The sequence below is a fragment of the Flavobacterium sp. Arc2 genome (genome assembly GCF_041431385.1).
In the GTDB taxonomy this organism is placed as follows: Bacteria; Bacteroidota; Bacteroidia; order Flavobacteriales; family Flavobacteriaceae; genus Flavobacterium.
This window is the reverse complement of the sequence record NZ_JASMRH010000004.1, coordinates 169,921-190,826: the sequence shown is the minus strand read 5'-3', so window position 1 is coordinate 190,826 and position 20,906 is coordinate 169,921. Positions and strand designations below refer to the sequence as shown.

Below are 20,906 nucleotides of genomic sequence, written 5' to 3'. Positions count from 1 at the left end.
AATTGGAACCTTTTTTTTGATTTGTTTTATAACCAGTTTTTGAAATCAGCAAAAATTTGCGGTGATATTCCATGACCTATCGGATATTCTTTATAGATCGATTCGATTCCTAATGCATCTAAAAACGGCGTTGTTTTTCGAGCCCAGCTTACTGGAATTACTTGGTCAACAACCCCATGGGAAGCAAATATACTTAGTTTTGAGAAATCACTATTTTGGTAGTTTTCTTCAAAAATTTCATCGTTTATATAGCCACTCAACGCAATTACTTTATTAATTTTTTCTGGATGAGATAACGCAATTGCGTAACTCAATATCGCCCCTTGGCTGAAACCAAGCAAAGAAACTGCTTTTGCGTCAATCGGATAATTGAGGATTAACTCGTTTATGAAACCAGCAATTAAATTCCTGGAAGACTTTGCTTGTTCGTTATCTGAAAATTTATTTTGGTCTGCATCAAAATTAATCGCATACCAGGCATAACTACCGTATTGTATGTCATAAGGTGCTTGCGCAGAGATCACGTAATACTCATCTGGAAGTTCATTTGCAAATGAAAATAAATCTTCGGCATTGCTGCCGTATCCGTGGAGTAAAAGTATAAGTGGGTTTTTTTCTAATTTTATTTTGGGCTCTCTAATGAGGTAGTCAAGTGATAATTTATTCATTTTTTTAAGATATTTTTACGAACCATTTTTGAAAAAGGTTGCCTAATAGCGGCATTGGTTTTGTTTCTCCTTTTATTGCACTGAAAATGCCATAAGACCATAGCACAGATACGAAAATCCACATTGGAGCCGAAATCAGCAGACTGTCAAAATTGCTGATTATTAAGCCTAGTGAGATGAAAGTAAGTGTTATTCCCAGTCCTTGACGGATGTGAAACGATGCAAATGTATTTTTATCTTCAGAGTTCATGGACATCGCAATAAAAACCCCTATACCTAAAATATAGCTGGTAATCGCTGCCGTTTTTCCTTTTTCAATAGTGTTATTCATGTTGTATTATTGTGCTAATATTAATTTTCCTTGGTTTACGATTCCGTATACCTTTCCTTTTGTTTGTGCTCCTAGAAATGCGGAGTTTTTAGATTTAGATAAAATAGCCGCTTTGGTGAAAACGCCTTTTCCTTCTGGTGTAAATAAACTCAAATTTGCTTTGGCTCCTTCTGTAATAGGGTAGTTTTCGATGCCAAAAACTGTTTTTCCTGAAGTTAATTTTTCTACCACTTTTTCTAATGGGAAAACAGTCATTAGAGCGCCAAATGCACTTTCTAATCCGATAGTTCCATTTTTAGCCATGTCAAACTCCATTTTCTTATGTTCGATATCCATAGGATTATGGTCTGATGTGATCATGTCGATGGTATTGTCTAAAACTCCTTTGAGTAATGCTTTTCGGTCTTTCTCTGTACGCAATGGAGGCGAAACTTTAAATCGGGTATCAAAACCTTCCAGTTTTTCATCCGTCATTACTAAATGATGAACAGCAGCGCTACAGCTAACCTGTAATCCTTTTGCTTTTGCATCTTTAATTAATTGAACTGATTTTGCTGTAGAAACAGTAGGGATGTGCAACTTACCTCCAGTATATTCTAGTAAAAATAAATTTCTGGCAATTTGTAGTTCTTCAGCTAGATTTGGAATTCCTTTTAATCCTAATCGAGTTGAAACAACGCCTTCATTAACTACGCCCTGTCCTTTTATTTTTTCGTCTTGAGGAAATGCGATCACTAAGCCGTCAAAATCTTGTACATACTGCAACGCTATTTTGAGCAAATTAGCATTGTCCTGACTTTTATTATAATCGCCAAAGGCAATCGCTCCGCAATTTGTCATGTCAAATAATTCAGCCATATCTTTTCCTTCGCTACCTTTTGTCAAAGCACCAATTGGGAAAAGTTGCGTAGCACTTCCTACGGCTTTATTCTGAACAAAATTAACTTGGGACTGATTGTCAATAATAGGGAAGGAGTTGGGCTGTAAAGCGATAGCAGTAAAACCACTTTTTGCCGCAACATTTAATCCATTTAGTATAGTTTCTCTATCTTCAAAACCGGGTTCACCTAGAGAAACGCTACTGTCAAACCATCCTTGTGATACATGGAGGTTGTCTAATTTGATTTCTTCGGTTTTATCTGAATTGGGAAGGGATGCAGCTATTTTTTTTATAAAACCATCTACAATTAAAATATCTACTGTCTGATTGTTAAAAGGACTGTTTGAATCGATAATTTTGGCGCTTCGGAGGATAAATTTCATATATAGAGACTGTTTTTTTTTAATGCGGTATTCTAAAAACAAATAATTTATTTCATGAATCGTATGATTGCCATTTCTGTGACTAGAAAGAGCAGTGCAAAGATAACAAACCATTTCCAAATTTGATTGTCCAATCGGTTGCTTTGTAAAGTATCAAATACATTTGCTACGGAATCAATTATTTTATACTCAGAAAGTACGTTTTCATTGACTGCGCTAAGATTACTTTCTGTTCTGTCGTAGTTGAAACTAATATTTTCCAAAAGTTCTTTTTGGTTGTAGATTCCGTAATTCCCCGCTTCTTCTGGATAGTCATTAAACGTTAATTTCACTTTGTCATTTATGATTTGTTGAATGGGAATAAAACTTTCAGATGAATTAGTAACGGTTAATACTGCATCTTTTGATAGTGTAACATCAACGAGAAACGGATTTGGATTTCCAATCGTAAATGAATTTATGCCTTTTGGCTGGTTATTCATTGCCATTTTATAGAAGGTGGGAACGATAAGCGGTGATTGCTGGAAATTTGAATTTTTAGTGTTTATTGGAGCCGAAAAAACATATACGGTAAAAATTGCATTTGGTAAAGCCGTTAAGAAGGTACTTTGATCATCATTATATAGCGCTGCGGCATTTGTATTTGATATTGTAAAGGAACCGTTTGTTTTAGGATATTGGAAATTAGTGATTCTGTTTTCAAAAACAGCTTTAAACAGCGGGTGATTGAAATTTATTTTAGTGATCAATTTCTCCACATTTTCAAAAGGCTTAAATTGGATGGCTCCAAAATTTCCGAGAAATTGATTTAGATTTGCTGCCGTATCTTTTTCTGAAGGTATAAGGACAATATTGCCGCCTTTTTCTACAAAAGACCGCAAAGTCGTTTGCAAAGCTTCTGGAATATCATCGAGTTCATTTAAAATGATTACATCTTGTTTTTCAATGCTATTGTAATCTAGTGAGCGAATAGTTGAACTAACAAAATTGAATTCGCTATCCGTATAAATCCGACTAAGGAAATTACTTTTTTCGGGTTCACCAATGCTAATGATATTGGTTTTTTTTATTTTCGAAATAGTGAAATATAGCGTATTGTCATAGCTGAGTCCGTTGTCAGTGATAGAAACATAACCGTGAAAGGGCTGTTTTGCAATAGTGAAATTGATACTCTTCTTTTTAGTTTCAAATTTAACCGCTGTTTTTGCGACCATCTTGTTCTCATTGTAAACCGCTATGGGTATCGCTTTAAGATCAGCGCCATAATGTGATAATTCAACTGTAATTTCATAGAAATCATCAGATATTTCATTAATATAAACGCTGTCTATCGAAGTGTTGTTTTTTTGTTGTGCCTTTGGGATTATAAAATAGGGTACGTCATTTTTATCCCTATTTTTAAGTTGTTGTTCAGTGAGACCAACTCCATCTGTAATGATGATAATATCTTTTTTAAAAGCAGATTTATGTGCTTTTATTTTTGCTAAAATAGGATCTAATTGAAATGGTGTAGCGCTGTATTTTAAATTTTGGAGGGAACTCCGAATTGATTTTATATCAGTGTCCCAAAAATCTTCAGAATTCGTCAACAAAGAAAAAGTAGTGTTTTCTGGAGTGTCTTCAAGTAGTTCCTGAACGGCTCGTTTTAGTAATTCGCCTTTTTTTCCTTTGGCTTGCATACTAAATGAATTGTCTAAAATAATATACATCTCGTTTGTTGCATTCTCTTTATCTTTTGCTTCAAAAAAGGGTTGGGCAAAAGCGACAATGATACAAGAAAGTAATAATAATCGGCAGCTAAGAAGCAACAATTTTTTTATTTTGGAGCTTTTTCTGGTTTGCACAGAAAGTGCGGATAGGAATCGAACGTTAGTGAAGTATTCTTTTTTAAAACGACGAAATTGAAATAAATGAACCAAAATAGGTACAATCAACAAGAAGAGAAAGTATAAAATTTCAGGATGTTTAAATTGCATTCTTACGTAAGGTTTGCTGCATTGGATTAAATTCTCAATGAAGTTGCAACCAAAAATACAAATTTGTTAACAGTTGCAATACGCTATTGTTTAAATTTTTTATTGCACACTCGATTTTCTTTTCAATTTAAAAAAAATCAATTTTGAAAGGACTTTATATTTTTTAAATGCTGCAAATACACTGCGATATATTATGTATTTTAGCTTTTAAAAATAATTTAAGAAAATGAAAAAGCAAATTACGGCCCTTCTGTTAGTTTTAATGTGTTACAGTATTCAAGCTCAGGATAATAAATTCAATCTAGTTATAGGTACTTATACAAAGGGGTGCGAAAGCAAAGGGATCTACGTTTATAGTTTTGATGCTAATACGGGTGATTTTAATTTTAAGAATGCAGCTGAAAGTACAGTTAACCCGAGTTATTTGACTTTTTCAGCAGATAATAAGTTTATTTATTCTGTAAATGAAAATGGTAATGAGAGTAAAGTAAGTGCTTTCGGTTATACTCCTTCTAATGGTAAAATAGATTTTTTAAATTCCCAGAATGCAATGGGAGCAGATCCATGTTATATTATTAACGATGATAAAAATGTAATTGTTGCTAACTATTCTGGTGGAAATATAGGTGTTTTTGGTAAAAATGCTGACGGAAGTATTGGTGAAGCCAAACAGGTGATTCAGCACTACGGAAAAGGAATTAACGCTAAAAGACAAGAAGGGCCACACGTTCATATGGTTCAATTTTCTCCTGACAAAAAGTTTGTTTTGGCTAATGATTTAGGTAACGATAAGGTATATTCTTATGTATACAATCCAAACTCAGTCAATGCAGCTCTAAAAGTAAAAGATAGTTTCGCTGTTGAAGCTGGAAGTGGTCCAAGACATTTAACGTTTAGTAAGGATGGGAAGTACGCTTATCTTTTGAAAGAACTTAGCGGCGGTTTGACTACGTTTTCTTATTCGAAAGGGAAGTTGAAAAAAGTAGATCAAACTACCATTTTAGCCAAAGATTTTAAAGGGACTTTCACTGGAGCTGCGATAGATATTTCGCCTGACGGAAAATTTTTATATGCAACAAACCGTGGCGAAGCCAATACTATTTCAATTTTTAAAATATTAAAAAACGGAAAATTAGAGTCTCAAGGACAAACAAGTACTTTAGGTAAAGGACCAAGAAGTTTTGCCATTGATCCAACTGGGAATTTTCTTTTAGTAGCGCATCAATATACGAATGACATTATCATATTTCAAAGAAATACTACTACGGGCAAACTAATGGATACTGGAAAAAAAATAGAGTTGTGTTCCCCGGTATGCTTGGTTTTTACTGAAAATAAATAGTAATAGATCTTCTTGCAAAGAGAAAAGGCTATAAAAATGAATTTCATTTTTATAGCCTTTTTTATACTATTTGTTTTTGTCTTTCCTTTTCTTGTCTCTCGTTTTTAACATATTACGATTTACAGATCCATGTGTTTTTTTCTTGGTAACACCAGGACCTCCTAAATTGACTTTCTTATTCTTTTTACTTTTTTCTTGAAAAGCACCGTCTCCATCAAGCGTTTTCTTTTTCATTAAGAACTTAACGACTTGTCTCTCTTTTTCTGGTTCAATTAACTTTGCTGAAACTTCTACCTCTTCAGGGAATGCTTCAATAGGTAATTCCATGTTCATTAAGACTTCAATTTCAACTTTTGCTTCTTCCTCTCTAGGAGCAATAAAACTAATTGCTGTACCCGTTTTATCAGCACGTCCAGTTCTACCTATACGGTGCATGTATAATTCTGGCATTGCTGGCATTTCGAAGTTGATAACATGGGTGATATTAGAAATATCTAAACCCCTAGCCATAATATCAGTAGTAATAAGTCCGCGTAGATTTCCTTCTTGAAAAGAAGCCATCGTACTCAAACGGTAATTTTGTGATTTATTAGAGTGGATTACTCCAAATTGATCTGCAAAATCTTCATCGATACGAACATGAAGCATATCTGAAATTTTCTTGTTGTTTACGAAAATTAAAACACGACTCATGTCTTCATTTTCCTGTAGCAAGTGTTTTAATAGATTTACTTTCGTATTAAAATTAGGTGCATTGTAAGCGATTTGTTGAATATTTTCTAACGGTGTTCCAGAAGCTGAAAGAGTAACCTCCTGTGGATAATCAAAATAATCATTTAAAATAGCATCCACTTCATCTGTCATCGTTGCAGAAAACAGGATGTTTTGACGTTTTTTAGGCATCATTGCTAAAATAGCAGTCAACTGAGTACGAAACCCTAAATTCAACATTTCGTCAAACTCATCGATAACTAGTTTTTGCATTTCCTCAAAACGGATCACATTGTCTAATGTTAAATCCATGATTCGACCAGGTGTTCCTACTAATATGTCGCAACCTTGATAAATAGTTGTTTTTTGAGTATTAATGTTTACACCACCAAAGATACCAACGGTACGAACCGACATATACTTGGTTAATTTTTCCACTTCCTCCACTACTTGAACTACAAGTTCACGAGTAGGAACGAGGATTACAATTTTTGGAGTATGTCCAGGTATAAATTTGTATAATTTTAATAAAGGCAATAGGTAGGCAAATGTTTTACCAGTACCTGTTTGTGCAATTCCCATCATATCACGGCCAGACATTATCACAGAAAAAGTTTTTTCCTGAATAGGAGTAGGGGTAGTAAATCCTAAATCGTCTATTGCTTTTTGGACTGATTTTGGAAGATTGAATTGCTCGAAAGTGGTCATAAAACGTATATTTTGTGCAAAGATAGTGTTTTTATGAGGATAGTGGTTATTACTCTGCTATTGTTGTCGTTTTTAACCGTTTAAACAAGAGTAAAACTTTCTAAAGGAAACGATTTACTCTTAGAACTAATTCTTTAGGATTGAAAGGTTTAGCGATAAAATCATCTACACCAAGTTCAAAGCCTTCAATTACAGTTAGGTCTTCTTTACCTAGAGCAGAAACTATAATAACAGGAATAGTAGGATAATTTTTTTTACTATAAGCGGTGATTTCTAGTCCTGATTTATAGGACATCATAATATCGGTAATAATTAAATCAGGCTTTATAATCGCTATTTGTTCTACGCCGTCATTACCATCTTTTGATACGTAAGTTTCATAGCCTTCTTTCTTTAGAATAAACTCCATAATTTTAATTATAAGCTCGTCATCTTCTATTATGAGTATTTTCTTTTTAGCCATTTTTTAGTTTTATTTATTGTATAGTTCAATTTCATCAATCATTACCATCGGTTTCTTTCCTTTCCGGTTTCGCCAAATAGGTAGTTCTAATTGGTTGTCTATCACTATTTTTATACGATTAAAGTTATTAAATTTTTTACTATTTATCTCTATAGATTCTGTTTTTATTATAGGGTTTTCTGTTAAATCTTCAAGGTCTTTTTCTGTAATTAAAACCCATTCCTTATCATTAAATCCATAGACAGTAATTTTCTTAGGGATAAAGATCCAATGCCGCTGGTCATCAAGAAAATTTATTTTTATTTGATTAAATTCTAGCTTTTTTGTTATCAACTCGATCGATGGATTAGTGCCGTACCAACCTATCCAGTTTATGTTGTAATCTCTGTGACCTTTAGCACCATCTACCAGCCCGTAACTTCCTTTTCCACTGTATTCTGCCGCAGGTAATGTTAGAAAATTAACTTTCAGGTTTTCTCCAAGATGTGTTGTCGTGTCTTTGGCAATTTCTAGCCATTCTTGATAGTACTTTTCTGGAGATAACCCGTCTTCGCTTAATTCGTAAATTCCATATTCAGAACATTTTTTTGAGAATGTTTGCACTCTTTTGGTAAGTCCGTCTTTAACTTCTTTTTGACCTGCTTCATTAATTGTAAACATTCCGTGCTTGTCCTTACCATAGAATTTTGACTGCTCAAAAAAGACATACTCTAATGCGAGTCGTATTTTTGCAACTCTAGGTTTTAATAGTGTATCTTCACTAACGATCATTTCAGCTTCATCAATTAATTCATCGTATTGATTCATTGCTTCGGGTGACAAGAAGGTATTTCTACTTTGAACAGGGCCCGAATAAATGTCTAAGTAAGAATTAGATTTCTGTTGATTTTCAGATAGAAGATCTAAATATTTTTTGATATATGGGGCCGCTTTACCATAAAAGCCTCTCAAGAAATCATTTGTTGTTGCCTGAATATCGATAGTTGTATCCCATAATAATTTGGCTAAAAGATATTGCCTTAATTCTGAAAAATCTCCTGGCACATCTGCATATCCTTGCGCAAATATCCCTGTTACATTATTATTTTTAAAAAATTTATAATTATCAGAAAAGGTTTGGATGTTAGGAAATGGCGATAGGTAGTTAGAAAATTGTACTGTATAATCCCATAAATATAAATGCGAGGTAGTTTTAGCCCAATCTTGCAATGTTTTTCTAAAAGAAGTACTAGAATTATCGTTTACAATAGATTTTCCCCGATTTAACTCGATAGGGCAAAACAAGGTGTAAATATTAGGTTCTAATTTTAAATTTACGGGTGGCTTATAAGTGTGAAGATAGGCTAGGGTAGTTATTTTAGTATTAGGGAAGTGTTTAGCAATTTTATTTAAAAAATAATAAAGGGAACCTTGAGGGCCTCCATATTTATTGTTTAGGTAGCTGCATTCCTCACATTCACAGTATACAGCGTCGTCATTTTGACTTACAGAATAAAATGTAGCATGGGGGTTTTTAGCAATAACCTCTTGCATTTTTTTAATGACAAGACTCACAACTGTATCATTAGTCATGCAGAGTGATTCGCTTTTACGGTTGCCTTCATATAAAGCAAAAAACTTTGGATTAGTTTTGAAATAGGTTGCCGGTGGTAAAAGTTTATCAAACGAATGCCCCCAAACACTAAAGTCATTTAAGTACCAATCCAGCTTATGCCAATCTCTAAAGTCTTCGTCGTAGGCATCCGGATATAGTAATACACGATATTCGAATGAGGGTTTATGATGTTGTTCCGTGTTTTTTGGGAATTTAACTAAATCTATCTTAGGGATGTATGTGTCTTTAGCTGTAAACTTCCTGAATCCCCAAGTTTCTAACAAGGTATAAACAGCGTAACGTAATAACTTTTCATTTGGAGCTATTAAGGAAATGCTGGATGAATTGCTTTTAATTATAAAGGTAGTGTCGTCAGTTGATTTTTTTTCCTTTGCTATTTTGAGGAGTATTTTTGAACTTTCTTCGCTCTTTTTATTATTAGTCTGAATCGCAAAGGCATTAGAAAAAGATTTATCTAAGTAAGACTTCAATAGTATTGCAGCTGGTCTTGCACTCTCAGAGGCAATATTAATTGTGTTTGTTTCAGTTAGTTTGTTCGTTATAACAATATCAGATTGCGCCATCATTTTGCAGCTAAAGAAAATTAAAAAAAATAGTATCCTAAATAGATATGATTTATTATCAAACGTATTAGAATTTGTATTGGAATAGTAACGAAATTTCAAATTCATTTTGCTTTTTGTTTGGTACGTATTCTTGATTATTAAGGGTTGTTTGAATACCTGTCAGATACTTGTTGTTGAATGATTTGAAATATCCAGCCCCGATTCTATAAGAAGTAAGGTTTACTCTTTGTTCTAATTGACCAATAGTGATTCTCTCGTCTGGTGAAGTTCCATATCCTGCAATTAGCGAAACATAGTCATATTTAGTTTCAAAATAATATCTTGTCGTTAACGTGAATGACGGATTATATTCATTGTTGCTATTTTGAATATAGGATCTAAAATTTATCCAATAAGAGCCAATGTATTTTCCAACTCCTAAAACAATTGTTTTAATTTCTGTGTTTTCGGGCTTGATGTATCGAGCACCTAAATCAGCTTCCCATCCTTTTTTGAAACTTTGGTAAAAAGAGTAAGCTAATTTTAACTTAGGGAAAACGGGATCTTGACTATAGGCTACTCCCAAATAGGAATAGCTAGTTTTTCCTGTGAAAAAATAGGATTCTGCTTCAAATTGTGTTCCGTCAGAAACACTTTTTCCAGATGATAATCGATTTACATAGTTAACACGGCCAATTAAAGAACCCCAACTACGTTCCCTAATATATTGTATACTTCCCAAGTGCCAAGGGCCGTAAGCAGTTCTGTCAAATGAAGTATAACTATAATTCACGCCCACTCTATCTGAGTTTATTTTAGATTCTACCAGAAATAGAGTTTGTTTGATTTCATCATCTTTGGGAAATTTGGCTTGCAAAGTTTTTAGATAATTATATTCTTTTTTAGTATCTTTTTGCAACTGATAAACCACTATTTTCTTTTTTTCAAAACTTCTATCTTCAGGGTGTAACTCAATGGCTTGATCTATTATTTTTTCAGCTTCGAGATAGTTTTTTTTATCTAATTCAATGTTGATTAGATAATTGAAAGCAACTTCATTATAAGTTGTTCTTTTTATATAATAATTATAGTAATATCTAGCACTGTCTTTGTTATTCAATAGATCATGGTTTCTCCCTAATAACAAATAATAATCAAGGTAATCAGGAGCAATTTTTTTAGCAATCAATGCTCTCTCAATATTTTTTTCATAATTTTTGCCATCCTTCATGTCCTTGATAATTACAGATAAAAGGCTGTCTGTATCAATTTTTTGAGCGGTGGTTTTTTGACTTGAAAAAATAAAAATAAAAATGAAAGAACTAACGATATTTAAAACGATACTTTTTTTCATAATGTTTGGTTTTGTGGTGTTGTAAATCCTTTACGTATCATTATTCCCCATTTTCGTTCTTTTTGGCGTAAAAAGTGCCAATATCCTTGTATCGAAGCAAAAACGTTCAGTGGGTGAAAAATTATAGGCTCGATAAAAACCATTAGAATTAGTATAATTATTTCTTTCATACCTGTGTAATGTTTATAAATCAATTGATCTAAAAAAACTGAAATTAGAGTTATGCTTATATAAAATAAATAGACAAAAGCACTACCAATTGATAAATAATGATAGTTAATATCAAAGAACATGATGTTTACTAGTAGTGCTATTAATCCTAAAGTTTCTAAGACCGGAACTGCAAGTTCGTAAAACAGATAATAGGGAAAAATAAGTAAACCTGTTTTGCCATATTTTGGATTAAAAAGCACCTCTCTATGTAAATAAAGTGTTTGAATTAACCCTCTTGCCCAGCGAATTCTTTGCCTTATAAATATTCTCATACTTGCAGGAACTTCAGTCCAACAAAGAGATTCTGGAATGTAAATTATTAAGAACTTCTCCTTTTTTAGATGCATTAATTTTCTCATTCGAGTGATGAGTTCCATATCTTCACCAAGTGATTGATGCCAGTATCCACCTGCCTGAATAACTGTTTCTTTATCGAACATTCCCAGTCCTCCGGAAACTAATAACAATCCGTTTATTTTACTCCAGGCCATTCTGCCAAATAAGTAAGAGCGTGTGTATTCCAGTTCCTGAAAACGTGCAAAAAAGTTAGTAGGAAAATGTGATTTATAGAGCATGCCGTCTTTAAATTCGCATGAATTCGAAATTCGTATTGCTGCTCCAGTTGCGATTACTTTTTCGGTGTTTTCAATAAAGGGTTTTACTAACATTGAAATTGTGTCTTTTCTTAGAATACAATCGACATCAGTACAGATAAAAAGAGGATATTTAGCAGAGTTGATACCTGCATTTGATCCGTCAGCTTTACTCTTTCCATTTACTTTGTCTACAATTAAAAGTTTAGAGTATACGGGATTCGTGGATTTGTAATGTCCTCTTACTGGTTGTGTTGGTATTTTTTCTTGGTAAAAAAAGTCCACCTTAACTAAGCTAAATTCTTCGATTAATATTGCAAGAGTATCATCTGTACTTCCATCATTGATAATAACTACTTCAAATTTTGGGTACTCTTGTGAAAGAAGTGATTTAACATTGTAAACAATAGTAACCGCTTCGTTGAATGCCGGAGCCACAATAGAAACTCCAACGGTGTGATTAGATTTAATCAATACTTCCTTAAGCAAGAAATATTTAGATTGAAAATAAGTTCTGATTGCGATCCAAGATAGAATAGCCAGAAAGAGGTAAATTAAAATATAACTAATTGAATAATATATGAGAAAATTTTCGTAGGTTTTAATAATATTCTCCATAGTATTTAATTAAGATATGGGTTATTAACATGTAAAAGAATTCTATTTATGATGTTGTTTTCTAAAGGATCGTCTATTTTAAAAGTCTTAAAAAAAGTCGAGTCAATTTTATTAATACAATTTATGATTTCAAATTTTATTTCTAAATCTTTTTCTTTAGAAATAAGGCTGAGTGCAAAATCCGTAGTGTTAGCGTCGCCTATAACAGCCATTGTCTTCAGAGCAGTAATTTTATTAGACTTCTCGGTTTCTTGATTATATTGATTCATTACGATAGTGTTTGCGTCAACGATATATAAATGTCGGATAAGTTCAAAAGTTTCTTTTCTTATCTCATTGTCAACACTTGTAAAAAGGTACGTTATTTCTGAGTTGGTTAAGGTTTTACTATATCGAATCATTAACTTGATTGCTAATACTACTACCGAACTATTTTTATTATCGAGCCATTCATTGATTTTTTCGGGTAGTACCGTTTTTTTTTGATAAATGATATCGAGTATTTTGATTTGATCAGCATTTGATATTTTACTTTCATAATTGCTTAAAAAATCAAGTTTTTGATCAGAAAGGGATATTATGGCAATTAATGCATTCGACTTTAGAAATTTATTTTTCTCATGTACATAAGGTCTTATGTATCCGGTTTTAATTTTATAGTCTAATATCTGGTAGTGGTAAATTGCTAATAATTTATTTTTCCAATTGCTGCTTTTAATCAATTTACGGCTGTACTCCTGAAATCCAAAATATCTATAAATCATTAACATTTGATGCGGATTCACTTCAGTAACATTTCGTTTAAATGATAGGATTGTATTTAGAATTAAACCTTTACACCAGTTTTTTTTAAAAGGAACTTCTTTTTCAAATAGTTTTATTTTTTCCTTGATACTTTTAGCATCATAATTTGAAAATATAATTTGAGTAAGAAAATTATTAGTTTTATTACTTATGTCTTTCTTTTGTTGTATTTTATTTTCGAAGTAAAAGCGATTTGCAATTAATAATATGACCATAGTAATGATAACTGCTAGTAGCAAAGGAACAAGGATATATTGCATTATATCAAACACAAACTCATTCGTAAGGAAGTAACTATTGAATGAGAATAATTCGTTTTCAGCATTACTAGAGCTAATACTTTTATTTGATTTTGAAAAGTAAACGGTATAAATGGGACTGACATTTCTAAACATATTACTCATACTTATATCTAATTAATTTTTAAATTGAATAGGTAAGGATCAGGTTTGTAGACTTTTGGGCTAATCTAAGATAAGAGTAAAATATTTAGATACAAATAAAAAAAGCGCAATTAATTAACTATTTTTTATGTATTTTAAGGCAGAAAGTGTTTTTGTGACTTTTCTAAAACTTTACTATTTTTTAAAATTTTAGTTTTTTTATGAGTAATCTTATTCGCATGAATAAGTTGCCATATTGTTTAACGTAATATTCGATTTACTCTATTCATTAATTCATTAGGGCTAAAAGGTTTACTCATAAAGTCAGTAGCTCCTAGATTGAAGGCTTTAAGTACTACTTCTTCCTGACCCGATGAGGCGAAAATTATGATAGGGGTGTTATCATTCAATTTATTACGTACATGAGTGATTACTTCTAACCCACTGATATATGGCATCATAATATCTGTTAGAATTAATTCAGGATTGTGTTCATCAATTAGGGCTATAGTTTCTTTTCCATTTTCTGCTATCAAAAGTTTGTACCCTTCTTTCTCTAACCTGAACTTAAGTAATAAGGATAGCATTGAATTATCTTCGGCTAGTAAAATTTTTTTCATGTTAATTTTGTATAATAACTTTAGCTCAAATTTTAGTAACTACTCTACTACTTTATAGATAATAATTTCTCTCTACGTTTATATTATTTTAAATAATGATTCACGTGGCTTTATTAAACTATTTAATCAAAATATTCTATTGTGAAAAAGACGACAACATTTAAATACTTGTTTCAGTCTAATGTAGTATAATTATTTTAATTAAACGATAAAGCACGAAATATGCCGATGAAATGCGGTTAAAAGATGTTTAAGTAAGTATATCACTGTTAAACAAGTAATTTCTACTGAATAGTAATCGCTCCTTAAATTAAAAAATTAAAAGCCTTCAAAAACGCCTAATCCAAAAAGTGCAAAGTCATATTTAACAGGGTCATTAGGGTCGAGTATCCTAAGTTTAGCGTCTAATTCAGCTACTGCCTTACCATCATTTTGTTTTCGGGTAAGTAATCCCAATTTTCGAGCTACATTACCAGAATGCACGTCTAAAGGGCAAGACAAAACTGCAGTGGGAATGCTTTTCCATATTCCCAAATCAACCCCTTTGTTATCCTGACGACACATCCATCTCAAATACATGTTGATGCGTTTTGCCGCGGAACCATTCATGGGATCTGAAACATGCTTTTGAGTACGGTATTGGTGTGGAATTTCAAAGAATGTTTTCTTAAACTCAGAGATACTCTTTTGAATCGATTCTGGTTCTTGATGTTTAGAGAAAACAGCTTCGAGACCGTTATGGTTTTTGTAAATATTCTGTAGGCTTTTTATAAAACTTCTAAAATCTTGTCCGTTAAAAGTGCGATGTACAAAAGGCTCTAATCTTTGCAAATCATCATCAGAATGAGACATCACGAAGTCATAAGGAGCATTGCCCATCAAGTCAATCATGCGATGGGAATTTTTGATAATCATGGTTCGATTCCCCCAGGCAATGGTTGCGCTTAGAAAACCTGCAATTTCAATATCTTCTTTTCGAGTAAAGAGATGGGGTATTTGCACCGGATCACTTTCTATAAAATCGAGGGTGTTGTATTGCAGTACTTTTTCGTCGAGAAAATCTTTAAGTTCTGATTTTTTCATTATTGGAACCGGATGAAATATATTAATACAGATTGACGCAAATTGTTGACAAATCACTAATTATTGCAAATACACTTAGCCCAGATAGAAGTGGAAATCCTTTTTATCAGGCTTTTCGACTGCTAAAAAGATTGTAACAAATAGCTGGAAAAAGCTCCTAATTACTAATTTGGCCATCGACCATTATCAGTTTTCTGTCGGCCATATTAGCTAGTTCCTCATTATGGGTTACAATCACAAAAGTTTGACCAAATTCATCACGCAGTTTAAAAAATAATTGGTGCAGGTTTTCAGCAGATGCGGTATCAAGATTACCAGATGGCTCATCTGCAAATATAATTGCTGGTTTGTTGATCAAAGCCCTGGCTACTGCTACACGTTGTTGTTCTCCTCCAGAAAGCTCATTGGGTTTGTGATTTAGCCGGTGAGATAACCCAAGAAAATCTAATAATTTTTTAGCCTCTGTTTCTGTTTCGTGTTTGGACTTATTAGCAATGAAAGCGGGAATACATACGTTTTCTAATGCCGTAAACTCAGGTAATAATTGATGAAATTGGAAGATAAAACCAAGGTTCAAATTTCTAAATTTGGAGAGGCTTTTATCGTTCATCGTTAGAATGTCTTCGTTGTTGATGCGAAGTTCTATTTCCTTTTCTGTTGAAGGTCTGTCCAAAGTCCCAAGGATTTGCAAAAGTGTTGTTTTGCCTGCTCCGGATGCCCCAACAATAGAAACGATTTCTCCTTTTTTTATATGTAAATCCACTCCTTTTAAAACATGGAGTTGGTCGTAATATTTGTGCAAATTCTTGGCATAGATCATAAGAAGGTATTTCTGCAAAGAAACAAAGATTTAAATGAATATTAAATGGCTTACAAAATAATTTTCATGAGACAAAGTATAAAATTTAGTTAATAAGAAATAGGGGAGTCTTTTTAATAGCCTAAATTTGATTTATAATGATTTAGTAAGAACAGCTATACTGGATTAAAATATAGAATAGTTCTAATTTCATGACGGTTAAAATAAAAATGAGGTTATTTTACCTCAAATAAAAGTATATAATATAATGGAAATACAAGAAAAGATGGAAGTAGCTACGTTTGCAGGAGGTTGTTTTTGGTGTACAGAAGCTGTTTTCTTGGAATTAGCAGGTGTAAGCAGCGTTATTTCGGGTTATATTGGTGGAAAGACAATTGATCCAACGTACAAAGAAATATGTGGAGGAGAGACAGGCCATGCTGAAGCAATTAAGATCACTTTTGATCCTGAAAAAATTTCATTTGGAGAACTTCTGGAAATATTTTTTGCTACCCACGATCCTACGACAATAAATCGCCAAGGTAATGATGTGGGAACGCAGTACCGAAGTGAAATTTTTTATCACAACGAGGAACAGAAAAAGATAGCTGAGGACTATATTAATTTAATGACAAGTGAAGATACTTTTGGGAAGCGAATAGTTACCAAGATTTCGGCAGCGTCAAAATTTTATGAAGCAGAAGATTATCATCAAAATTATTATAACGATAATAAATCTCAAGGTTATTGCTCTTATATCATTACTCCTAAAATAGAAAAATTAAAAAAAGTTTACAACGATAAACTTAAAAAGTAATGGAGAAAGAAGTTATTGCGGTTAGCAGAAATACTAAAAAGAAAAATTTACTGTTAGGCATTTTATTTGATGCCATAGGAATGCTGTCTTTTACTGTACCTATGGTTGGTGAATTTTCAGATGTTATTTGGGCACCTGTAGCGGCTTATCTAATGACTAAAATGTATAAAGGAACGGCAGGAAAAGTAGGAGGTGTGGTGACTTTTATTGAAGAGATTTTTCCCTTCACGGATTTTATTCCCTCTTTTACACTAATGTGGTTTTACAGTTATGTTATAAAAAGAGAGAGTGGGAGTTAGGTTTGTTTATTTTTTAAAAAGGAAGCCTAATCCCATACTTCTCAGCATTTTCTTTTCAAATGCCCAAAAGAATTTAAATTGTCCCAGTAGGGATCCTATTAAAACCAAGAGTACTTGATATAATGGAAAAATTATAAGCAATCGAACTGGTGTGTACCAGAAACCGAAGTCTTCTTTCATAATTCCCAACCAAAAACAAACTGGCTTTGATAGCCAAGCCGAAGTAGAACCGGTTATTGCAAAGACAATAAATATAATTGTTAGTTGAAAATTGGATTCAATTTTCCAACGTTTTTTTAATTCCTTCATTTTTATTTATAATGATTACAAATATAGTAACATTATCTCTGAGGAACATAACCAAAAAGTTTTTGTTTATAGGTATTTTGAAAATAGACCATATAGTTGTAAATTAAATAATTTACCTCATAGCCATAATCAACATTTGAATTATAGTTAATGGACATTTCATAAAGATTGGGATTGTAACGGAAAGGTTGTAAAACTCTACTATTCCATTCGCTAACCCATAATCTGTTTTTATTTTCTAAATAGGACTGCGAGTGATAATTTCGAGGGAAAGCTCTTGATGCTAGCCAAGTACTAAACCCCGGGTCAATTATAATTACTTCATATTCCAGTGCATCATTAGCAATTCTTACTGTGTCGTTTGCCATTGCAGGACTTAAGTCATCAGACTTTGCGACAGTATTCTTTACAGAGGTACAACCTATTAAAGTAACTAAGAGAATTAGTAAGATGTACGATATGTTTTTCATAATGGTATGATTTAATCTTAAAATTACAAAATTAAATTACTGGTAGTTAGTATTTTAACATAAAAAAAGCCAGTAATCTATGATAGCTGGCTTTTTAAAAGTTTAATTTTTATTATTTTCCAAATAAACTTCCTAGTGAATCACCTAAGCCGCCTCCATTTTTTTTAAGTGCTTCCATGGCATCGGCAACATCAACTTTTCCATCAGCATTTTGGTCTAAGCCAAATTGACCTCCGTATTTAGAAATGGTATCCATAATTCCAGCATTAGTACCGTTGCCAGATATAGCTCCAATAATATCGGAAATTTCAAAGCTTGAGTCATTAGGATCTTTTGCTTTCGATACAAGTGCATTCAAAATTTTTGGTATTAAAGTAGCCGCTACTTCAGACGCAGCTACACTATTCAATCCAAATTTTTCTCCTAAATTACCCGTAAGTTGTTCCGTAAGTTTTTGTACTATCGGATTTGATTTATCCTGAGCATTGTTTCCTTGGAATAACTCTCCTAATTGGCTTATGTTACCTTCTGCAACTACTTTTTGTAGTCCAGTAACTATTGAAGAGCTTGCTTCATTTATTACTGCTTCGTTTTGTTCATTTGGGATAGCATCATTTTTGACTACCGCATCTACTCCAAACTGTTGTGCTAATTGTGTTAATTGTTCGAACATTTTTTAGTTTTTTTATTGGTTCACCACAATTTACAAAAAAAAGGGGATTATTAAATAAAATTAATAATCCCCTTTTGTATATAAGTGAAATAATTACTTCAATAAACTGATAATTTGTGAAGCAAGTTCTGTTCCAATTCTATCTTGTGCTTCTCCGGTAGCTGCTCCAATATGCGGAGTCAATGAAATTTTAGGATTCATTAAAATAGTCATTTCTGGAGTTGGTTCGTTTTCAAAAACATCTAATCCAGCAAATAATACTTTTCCGCTGTCTAATGCTTTTACTAATGCTACTTCGTCAATAACACCACCACGAGCACAGTTTACAATACCTACACCATCTTTCATGATGGCTAGTTCTTTTTCTCCAATGATGTAACCATCTTGAGCAGGAACGTGTAAAGTAATGAAATCAGCTTCTTTAAATAAAGATTCTAATGATTGAGAAACGATTGTTGTTGTGATAGATTGTCCGTCAAAGAATGCAACTTTTACATCAACTTGCGGAATAAAACTATCAGCAGCAATCACTTTCATACCTAATCCAAGAGCCATTTTAGCAGTAGCTTGACCAATACGACCAATACCTACAATACCAAGAGTTTTTCCTCTTAATTCAACACCATTAGCGTATGCTTTTTTCAAACCATCAAAGTTTGAATCTCCTTCAAGAGGCATATTTCTGTTAGAATCATGCAAGAAACGTACACCAGAAAATAAATGAGCAAAAACTAATTCAGCCACTGATTCTGATGAAGATGCCGGCGTATTGATAACATGAATCCCTTTGCTTTTAGCATAATCCACATCAATATTGTCCATTCCTACACCACCACGACCAATGATTTTTAAGCCTGGGCAAGCATCAATAATATCTTTACGAACTTTAGTTGCGCTTCTTACAAGAACTACGTCTACGTTGTTTTCGTTTACAAAGTTAGCTACTTGTTCTTGTGCTACTTTTGTTGTAATTACTTCAAATCCACCTTTTTCTAAAGCTAGAATTCCACTTTTTGAAATTCCGTCGTTTGCTAATACTTTCATTATATTTTTTTGTTTAATTTGTTTAATGTTTAATTTGTTTAAAGTTGTTTAATTTAACTTTAAACTTTTAAACTTTAAACTTTGTTTTTCAATTCTTTCATGACATCAACTAAAACTTGAACGCTTTCAATAGGCAATGCGTTATACATAGACGCTCTGTAACCACCTACTGAACGGTGTCCAGGAAGTCCAGATATTCCTGCAGCTTTCCACATCGCATCAAAAGTTTCTGTATGTGCAGCATCATTTAATAAGAAAGTTGCATTCATGTTAGAACGGTCTTCAACCGCTGCAGCTCCTTTAAATAATGGGTTTCTATCTATTTCGCCATATAATAATGCCGCTTTTGCGTTGTTTAATTTCTCAACAGCAGCAACTCCACCAAGTTTTTTCAACCATTGCAAAGTTAATAGTGAAGCATAAACAGGAAAAACAGGAGGCGTATTGTACATGCTCTCTGCTTTAATATGTTTTTCATAATCCAATATACTTGGAATAGTTCTACCTGATTTACCTAGAATTTCTTCTTTTACGATAACCAAAGTAGTTCCTGCAGGACCCATGTTTTTTTGAGCTCCGGCATAGATTATGTCAAATTTTGTAAAGTCCAATACTCTGGAAAATATATCAGAACTCATATCACATACAATTGGCATGTCTAATGATGGAAATTCTTTTATTTGAGTTCCAAAAATGGTGTTGTTACTCGTACAGTGAAAATAATCTGCATCAGCAGGTACTGTATATCCTTTTGGAATGTGATTGTAGTTTTCTTCTTTTGAAGAAGCAACAACAACAGTTTCTCCAAAGAATTTTGCTTCTTTTATTGCTCCGCTAGCCCATGTACCTGAATCAAGATAAGCTGCTTTACCACCTTCTTTCATTAAGTTGTAAGGTACCATTAGAAATTCTAAGCTTGCTCCTCCTGCAAGGAAAAGTGCTTTGTATCCTTTGCCTTCTAATCCTAATAATTCTAGTGCAAGTGCTCTGGCTTCATCCATTACCGCTACAAAATCTTTACTTCTGTGCGATATCTCTAAAATTGATAAACCAGAATCGTTAAAATCTAATATTGCTTGTGCTGATTTTTCAAAAACTTCTTGCGGTAAAATGCATGGTCCTGCGCTGTAGTTGTGTTTTTTCATGGTGTAGTTTGTGTCCAAAAAATTAAAACGCAAATTTCGGCAATAGGACTTTAAAAAGCG

General features: G+C 32.8%; 20 protein-coding genes and 1 pseudogene. 3 read left to right on the top strand and 18 right to left on the bottom strand.

Annotated elements, in window-relative coordinates; all coding sequences use genetic code 11:
- Window positions 1-26 precede the first annotated feature (26 nt).
- Genes QO182_RS04130 through QO182_RS04115 form a run of 4 tightly spaced genes read right to left on the bottom strand, consistent with a single transcriptional unit; the run spans window position 27 to window position 4,238 of the window.
- On the bottom strand, window positions 27-668 hold the full coding sequence (locus QO182_RS04130) for an alpha/beta hydrolase (protein WP_371560037.1): 642 nt from the start codon (window positions 666-668) through the stop codon (window positions 27-29).
- 4 nt (window positions 669-672) lie between these two features.
- Window positions 673-999 (bottom strand): hypothetical protein, encoded by a 327-nt coding sequence (locus QO182_RS04125; protein ID WP_371560035.1) that lies wholly within the window; start codon window positions 997-999, stop codon window positions 673-675.
- A gap of 6 nt (window positions 1,000-1,005) precedes the next feature.
- On the bottom strand, window positions 1,006-2,262 hold the full coding sequence (locus tag QO182_RS04120; protein ID WP_371560033.1) for a dihydroorotase family protein: 1,257 nt from the start codon (window positions 2,260-2,262) through the stop codon (window positions 1,006-1,008).
- A gap of 47 nt (window positions 2,263-2,309) precedes the next feature.
- On the bottom strand, window positions 2,310-4,238 hold the full coding sequence (locus tag QO182_RS04115) for a BatA domain-containing protein (RefSeq protein ID WP_371560031.1): 1,929 nt from the start codon (window positions 4,236-4,238) through the stop codon (window positions 2,310-2,312).
- 226 nt (window positions 4,239-4,464) lie between these two features.
- On the opposite strand from QO182_RS04115, the gene QO182_RS04110 reads away from it, so the two are divergent.
- Window positions 4,465-5,580 carry a lactonase family protein gene (locus tag QO182_RS04110; protein WP_371560029.1) on the top strand — a complete coding sequence of 372 codons (1,116 nt, stop codon included), beginning with the start codon at window positions 4,465-4,467 and terminating at the stop codon, window positions 5,578-5,580.
- Window positions 5,581-5,646: 66 nt separating this feature from the next.
- On the opposite strand, the gene QO182_RS04105 is transcribed toward QO182_RS04110, so the two are convergent.
- The 9 genes and pseudogenes from QO182_RS04105 to QO182_RS04065 form a co-directional block, all read right to left on the bottom strand.
- Window positions 5,647-6,999 carry a DEAD/DEAH box helicase gene (locus tag QO182_RS04105; protein WP_371540936.1) on the bottom strand — a complete coding sequence of 451 codons (1,353 nt, stop codon included), beginning with the start codon at window positions 6,997-6,999 and terminating at the stop codon, window positions 5,647-5,649.
- Window positions 7,000-7,114: 115 nt separating this feature from the next.
- Window positions 7,115-7,462: pseudogene (locus tag QO182_RS04100) on the bottom strand (response regulator transcription factor); the annotation flags it as partial.
- Window positions 7,463-7,471: 9 nt separating this feature from the next.
- Window positions 7,472-9,748: a DUF4838 domain-containing protein gene (locus tag QO182_RS04095; protein ID WP_371560027.1), complete on the bottom strand. Its 2,277-nt coding sequence runs from the start codon at window positions 9,746-9,748 to the stop codon at window positions 7,472-7,474.
- Complete coding sequence (locus QO182_RS04090) at window positions 9,708-10,976, bottom strand: YaiO family outer membrane beta-barrel protein (protein WP_371560025.1); 1,269 nt, start codon at window positions 10,974-10,976, stop codon at window positions 9,708-9,710. Before QO182_RS04090 ends, QO182_RS04095 begins: the two co-directional genes overlap by 41 nt.
- On the bottom strand, window positions 10,973-12,400 hold the full coding sequence (locus QO182_RS04085) for a glycosyltransferase (RefSeq protein ID WP_371560023.1): 1,428 nt from the start codon (window positions 12,398-12,400) through the stop codon (window positions 10,973-10,975). Before QO182_RS04085 ends, QO182_RS04090 begins: the two co-directional genes overlap by 4 nt.
- A 5-nt stretch (window positions 12,401-12,405) precedes the next feature.
- A complete protein-coding gene (locus QO182_RS04080) occupies window positions 12,406-13,608 on the bottom strand; it encodes a hypothetical protein (protein ID WP_371560021.1) in 1,203 nt (400 codons plus the stop codon).
- A gap of 239 nt (window positions 13,609-13,847) precedes the next feature.
- Window positions 13,848-14,207: a response regulator transcription factor gene (locus QO182_RS04075; protein WP_371560019.1), complete on the bottom strand. Its 360-nt coding sequence runs from the start codon at window positions 14,205-14,207 to the stop codon at window positions 13,848-13,850.
- Between the two features lie 318 nt (window positions 14,208-14,525).
- Window positions 14,526-15,290 (bottom strand): TIGR02757 family protein, encoded by a 765-nt coding sequence (locus QO182_RS04070; protein WP_371560017.1) that lies wholly within the window; start codon window positions 15,288-15,290, stop codon window positions 14,526-14,528.
- Between the two features lie 157 nt (window positions 15,291-15,447).
- Entirely contained in the window at window positions 15,448-16,110 is a 663-nt protein-coding gene (locus QO182_RS04065) for an ABC transporter ATP-binding protein (protein WP_371542351.1), read from the bottom strand.
- Between the two features lie 247 nt (window positions 16,111-16,357).
- On the opposite strand from QO182_RS04065, the gene msrA reads away from it, so the two are divergent.
- Complete coding sequence (gene msrA / locus QO182_RS04060) at window positions 16,358-16,906, top strand: peptide-methionine (S)-S-oxide reductase MsrA (protein WP_371560015.1); 549 nt, start codon at window positions 16,358-16,360, stop codon at window positions 16,904-16,906.
- Window positions 16,906-17,205, top strand: a complete 300-nt coding sequence (locus tag QO182_RS04055; protein ID WP_371542210.1) for a hypothetical protein — start codon at window positions 16,906-16,908, stop codon at window positions 17,203-17,205. The genes msrA and QO182_RS04055 overlap by 1 nt, the downstream gene beginning before the upstream one ends.
- 6 nt (window positions 17,206-17,211) lie before the next feature.
- Here the strand turns inward: QO182_RS04055 and QO182_RS04050 are convergent, their stop codons facing one another.
- The 5 genes from QO182_RS04050 to serC all read right to left on the bottom strand — a co-directional run bounded on the left by QO182_RS04050 (window position 17,212) and on the right by serC (window position 20,846).
- Entirely contained in the window at window positions 17,212-17,514 is a 303-nt protein-coding gene (locus QO182_RS04050; protein WP_371542213.1) for a DUF6787 family protein, read from the bottom strand.
- A 32-nt stretch (window positions 17,515-17,546) separates the two neighbouring features.
- Window positions 17,547-17,984, bottom strand: coding sequence for a DUF6146 family protein (locus QO182_RS04045; RefSeq protein WP_371542216.1), 438 nt, complete (start codon window positions 17,982-17,984; stop codon window positions 17,547-17,549).
- 112 nt (window positions 17,985-18,096) lie between these two features.
- The gene (locus QO182_RS04040; RefSeq protein WP_371560012.1) at window positions 18,097-18,657 is read right to left on the bottom strand and encodes a DUF937 domain-containing protein; all 561 of its coding nucleotides are present in this window, start codon (window positions 18,655-18,657) and stop codon (window positions 18,097-18,099) included.
- Between the two features lie 93 nt (window positions 18,658-18,750).
- Window positions 18,751-19,701, bottom strand: a complete 951-nt coding sequence (locus tag QO182_RS04035; protein WP_371542222.1) for a D-2-hydroxyacid dehydrogenase — start codon at window positions 19,699-19,701, stop codon at window positions 18,751-18,753.
- Window positions 19,702-19,775: 74 nt separating this feature from the next.
- Entirely contained in the window at window positions 19,776-20,846 is a 1,071-nt protein-coding gene (serC, locus tag QO182_RS04030; protein ID WP_371560010.1) for a 3-phosphoserine/phosphohydroxythreonine transaminase, read from the bottom strand.
- Window positions 20,847-20,906 lie beyond the last annotated feature (60 nt).

What these genes read in the sequence shown, in the direction of transcription:
- QO182_RS04130 (WP_371560037.1), bottom strand. Translation starts at nt 668, where the DNA reads ATGAATAAATTATCACTTGACTACCTCATTAGAGAGCCCAAAATAAAA.
- QO182_RS04125 (WP_371560035.1), bottom strand. Translation starts at nt 999, where the DNA reads ATGAATAACACTATTGAAAAAGGAAAAACGGCAGCGATTACCAGCTAT.
- QO182_RS04120 (WP_371560033.1), bottom strand. Translation starts at nt 2,262, where the DNA reads ATGAAATTTATCCTCCGAAGCGCCAAAATTATCGATTCAAACAGTCCT.
- QO182_RS04115 (WP_371560031.1), bottom strand. Translation starts at nt 4,238, where the DNA reads ATGCAATTTAAACATCCTGAAATTTTATACTTTCTCTTCTTGTTGATT.
- QO182_RS04110 (WP_371560029.1), top strand. Translation starts at nt 4,465, where the DNA reads ATGAAAAAGCAAATTACGGCCCTTCTGTTAGTTTTAATGTGTTACAGT.
- QO182_RS04105 (WP_371540936.1), bottom strand. Translation starts at nt 6,999, where the DNA reads ATGACCACTTTCGAGCAATTCAATCTTCCAAAATCAGTCCAAAAAGCA.
- QO182_RS04095 (WP_371560027.1), bottom strand. Translation starts at nt 9,748, where the DNA reads ATGAATTTGAAATTTCGTTACTATTCCAATACAAATTCTAATACGTTT.
- QO182_RS04090 (WP_371560025.1), bottom strand. Translation starts at nt 10,976, where the DNA reads ATGAAAAAAAGTATCGTTTTAAATATCGTTAGTTCTTTCATTTTTATT.
- QO182_RS04085 (WP_371560023.1), bottom strand. Translation starts at nt 12,400, where the DNA reads ATGGAGAATATTATTAAAACCTACGAAAATTTTCTCATATATTATTCA.
- QO182_RS04080 (WP_371560021.1), bottom strand. Translation starts at nt 13,608, where the DNA reads ATGAGTAATATGTTTAGAAATGTCAGTCCCATTTATACCGTTTACTTT.
- QO182_RS04075 (WP_371560019.1), bottom strand. Translation starts at nt 14,207, where the DNA reads ATGAAAAAAATTTTACTAGCCGAAGATAATTCAATGCTATCCTTATTA.
- QO182_RS04070 (WP_371560017.1), bottom strand. Translation starts at nt 15,290, where the DNA reads ATGAAAAAATCAGAACTTAAAGATTTTCTCGACGAAAAAGTACTGCAA.
- QO182_RS04065 (WP_371542351.1), bottom strand. Translation starts at nt 16,110, where the DNA reads ATGATCTATGCCAAGAATTTGCACAAATATTACGACCAACTCCATGTT.
- msrA (WP_371560015.1), top strand. Translation starts at nt 16,358, where the DNA reads ATGGAAATACAAGAAAAGATGGAAGTAGCTACGTTTGCAGGAGGTTGT.
- QO182_RS04055 (WP_371542210.1), top strand. Translation starts at nt 16,906, where the DNA reads ATGGAGAAAGAAGTTATTGCGGTTAGCAGAAATACTAAAAAGAAAAAT.
- QO182_RS04050 (WP_371542213.1), bottom strand. Translation starts at nt 17,514, where the DNA reads ATGAAGGAATTAAAAAAACGTTGGAAAATTGAATCCAATTTTCAACTA.
- QO182_RS04045 (WP_371542216.1), bottom strand. Translation starts at nt 17,984, where the DNA reads ATGAAAAACATATCGTACATCTTACTAATTCTCTTAGTTACTTTAATA.
- QO182_RS04040 (WP_371560012.1), bottom strand. Translation starts at nt 18,657, where the DNA reads ATGTTCGAACAATTAACACAATTAGCACAACAGTTTGGAGTAGATGCG.
- QO182_RS04035 (WP_371542222.1), bottom strand. Translation starts at nt 19,701, where the DNA reads ATGAAAGTATTAGCAAACGACGGAATTTCAAAAAGTGGAATTCTAGCT.
- serC (WP_371560010.1), bottom strand. Translation starts at nt 20,846, where the DNA reads ATGAAAAAACACAACTACAGCGCAGGACCATGCATTTTACCGCAAGAA.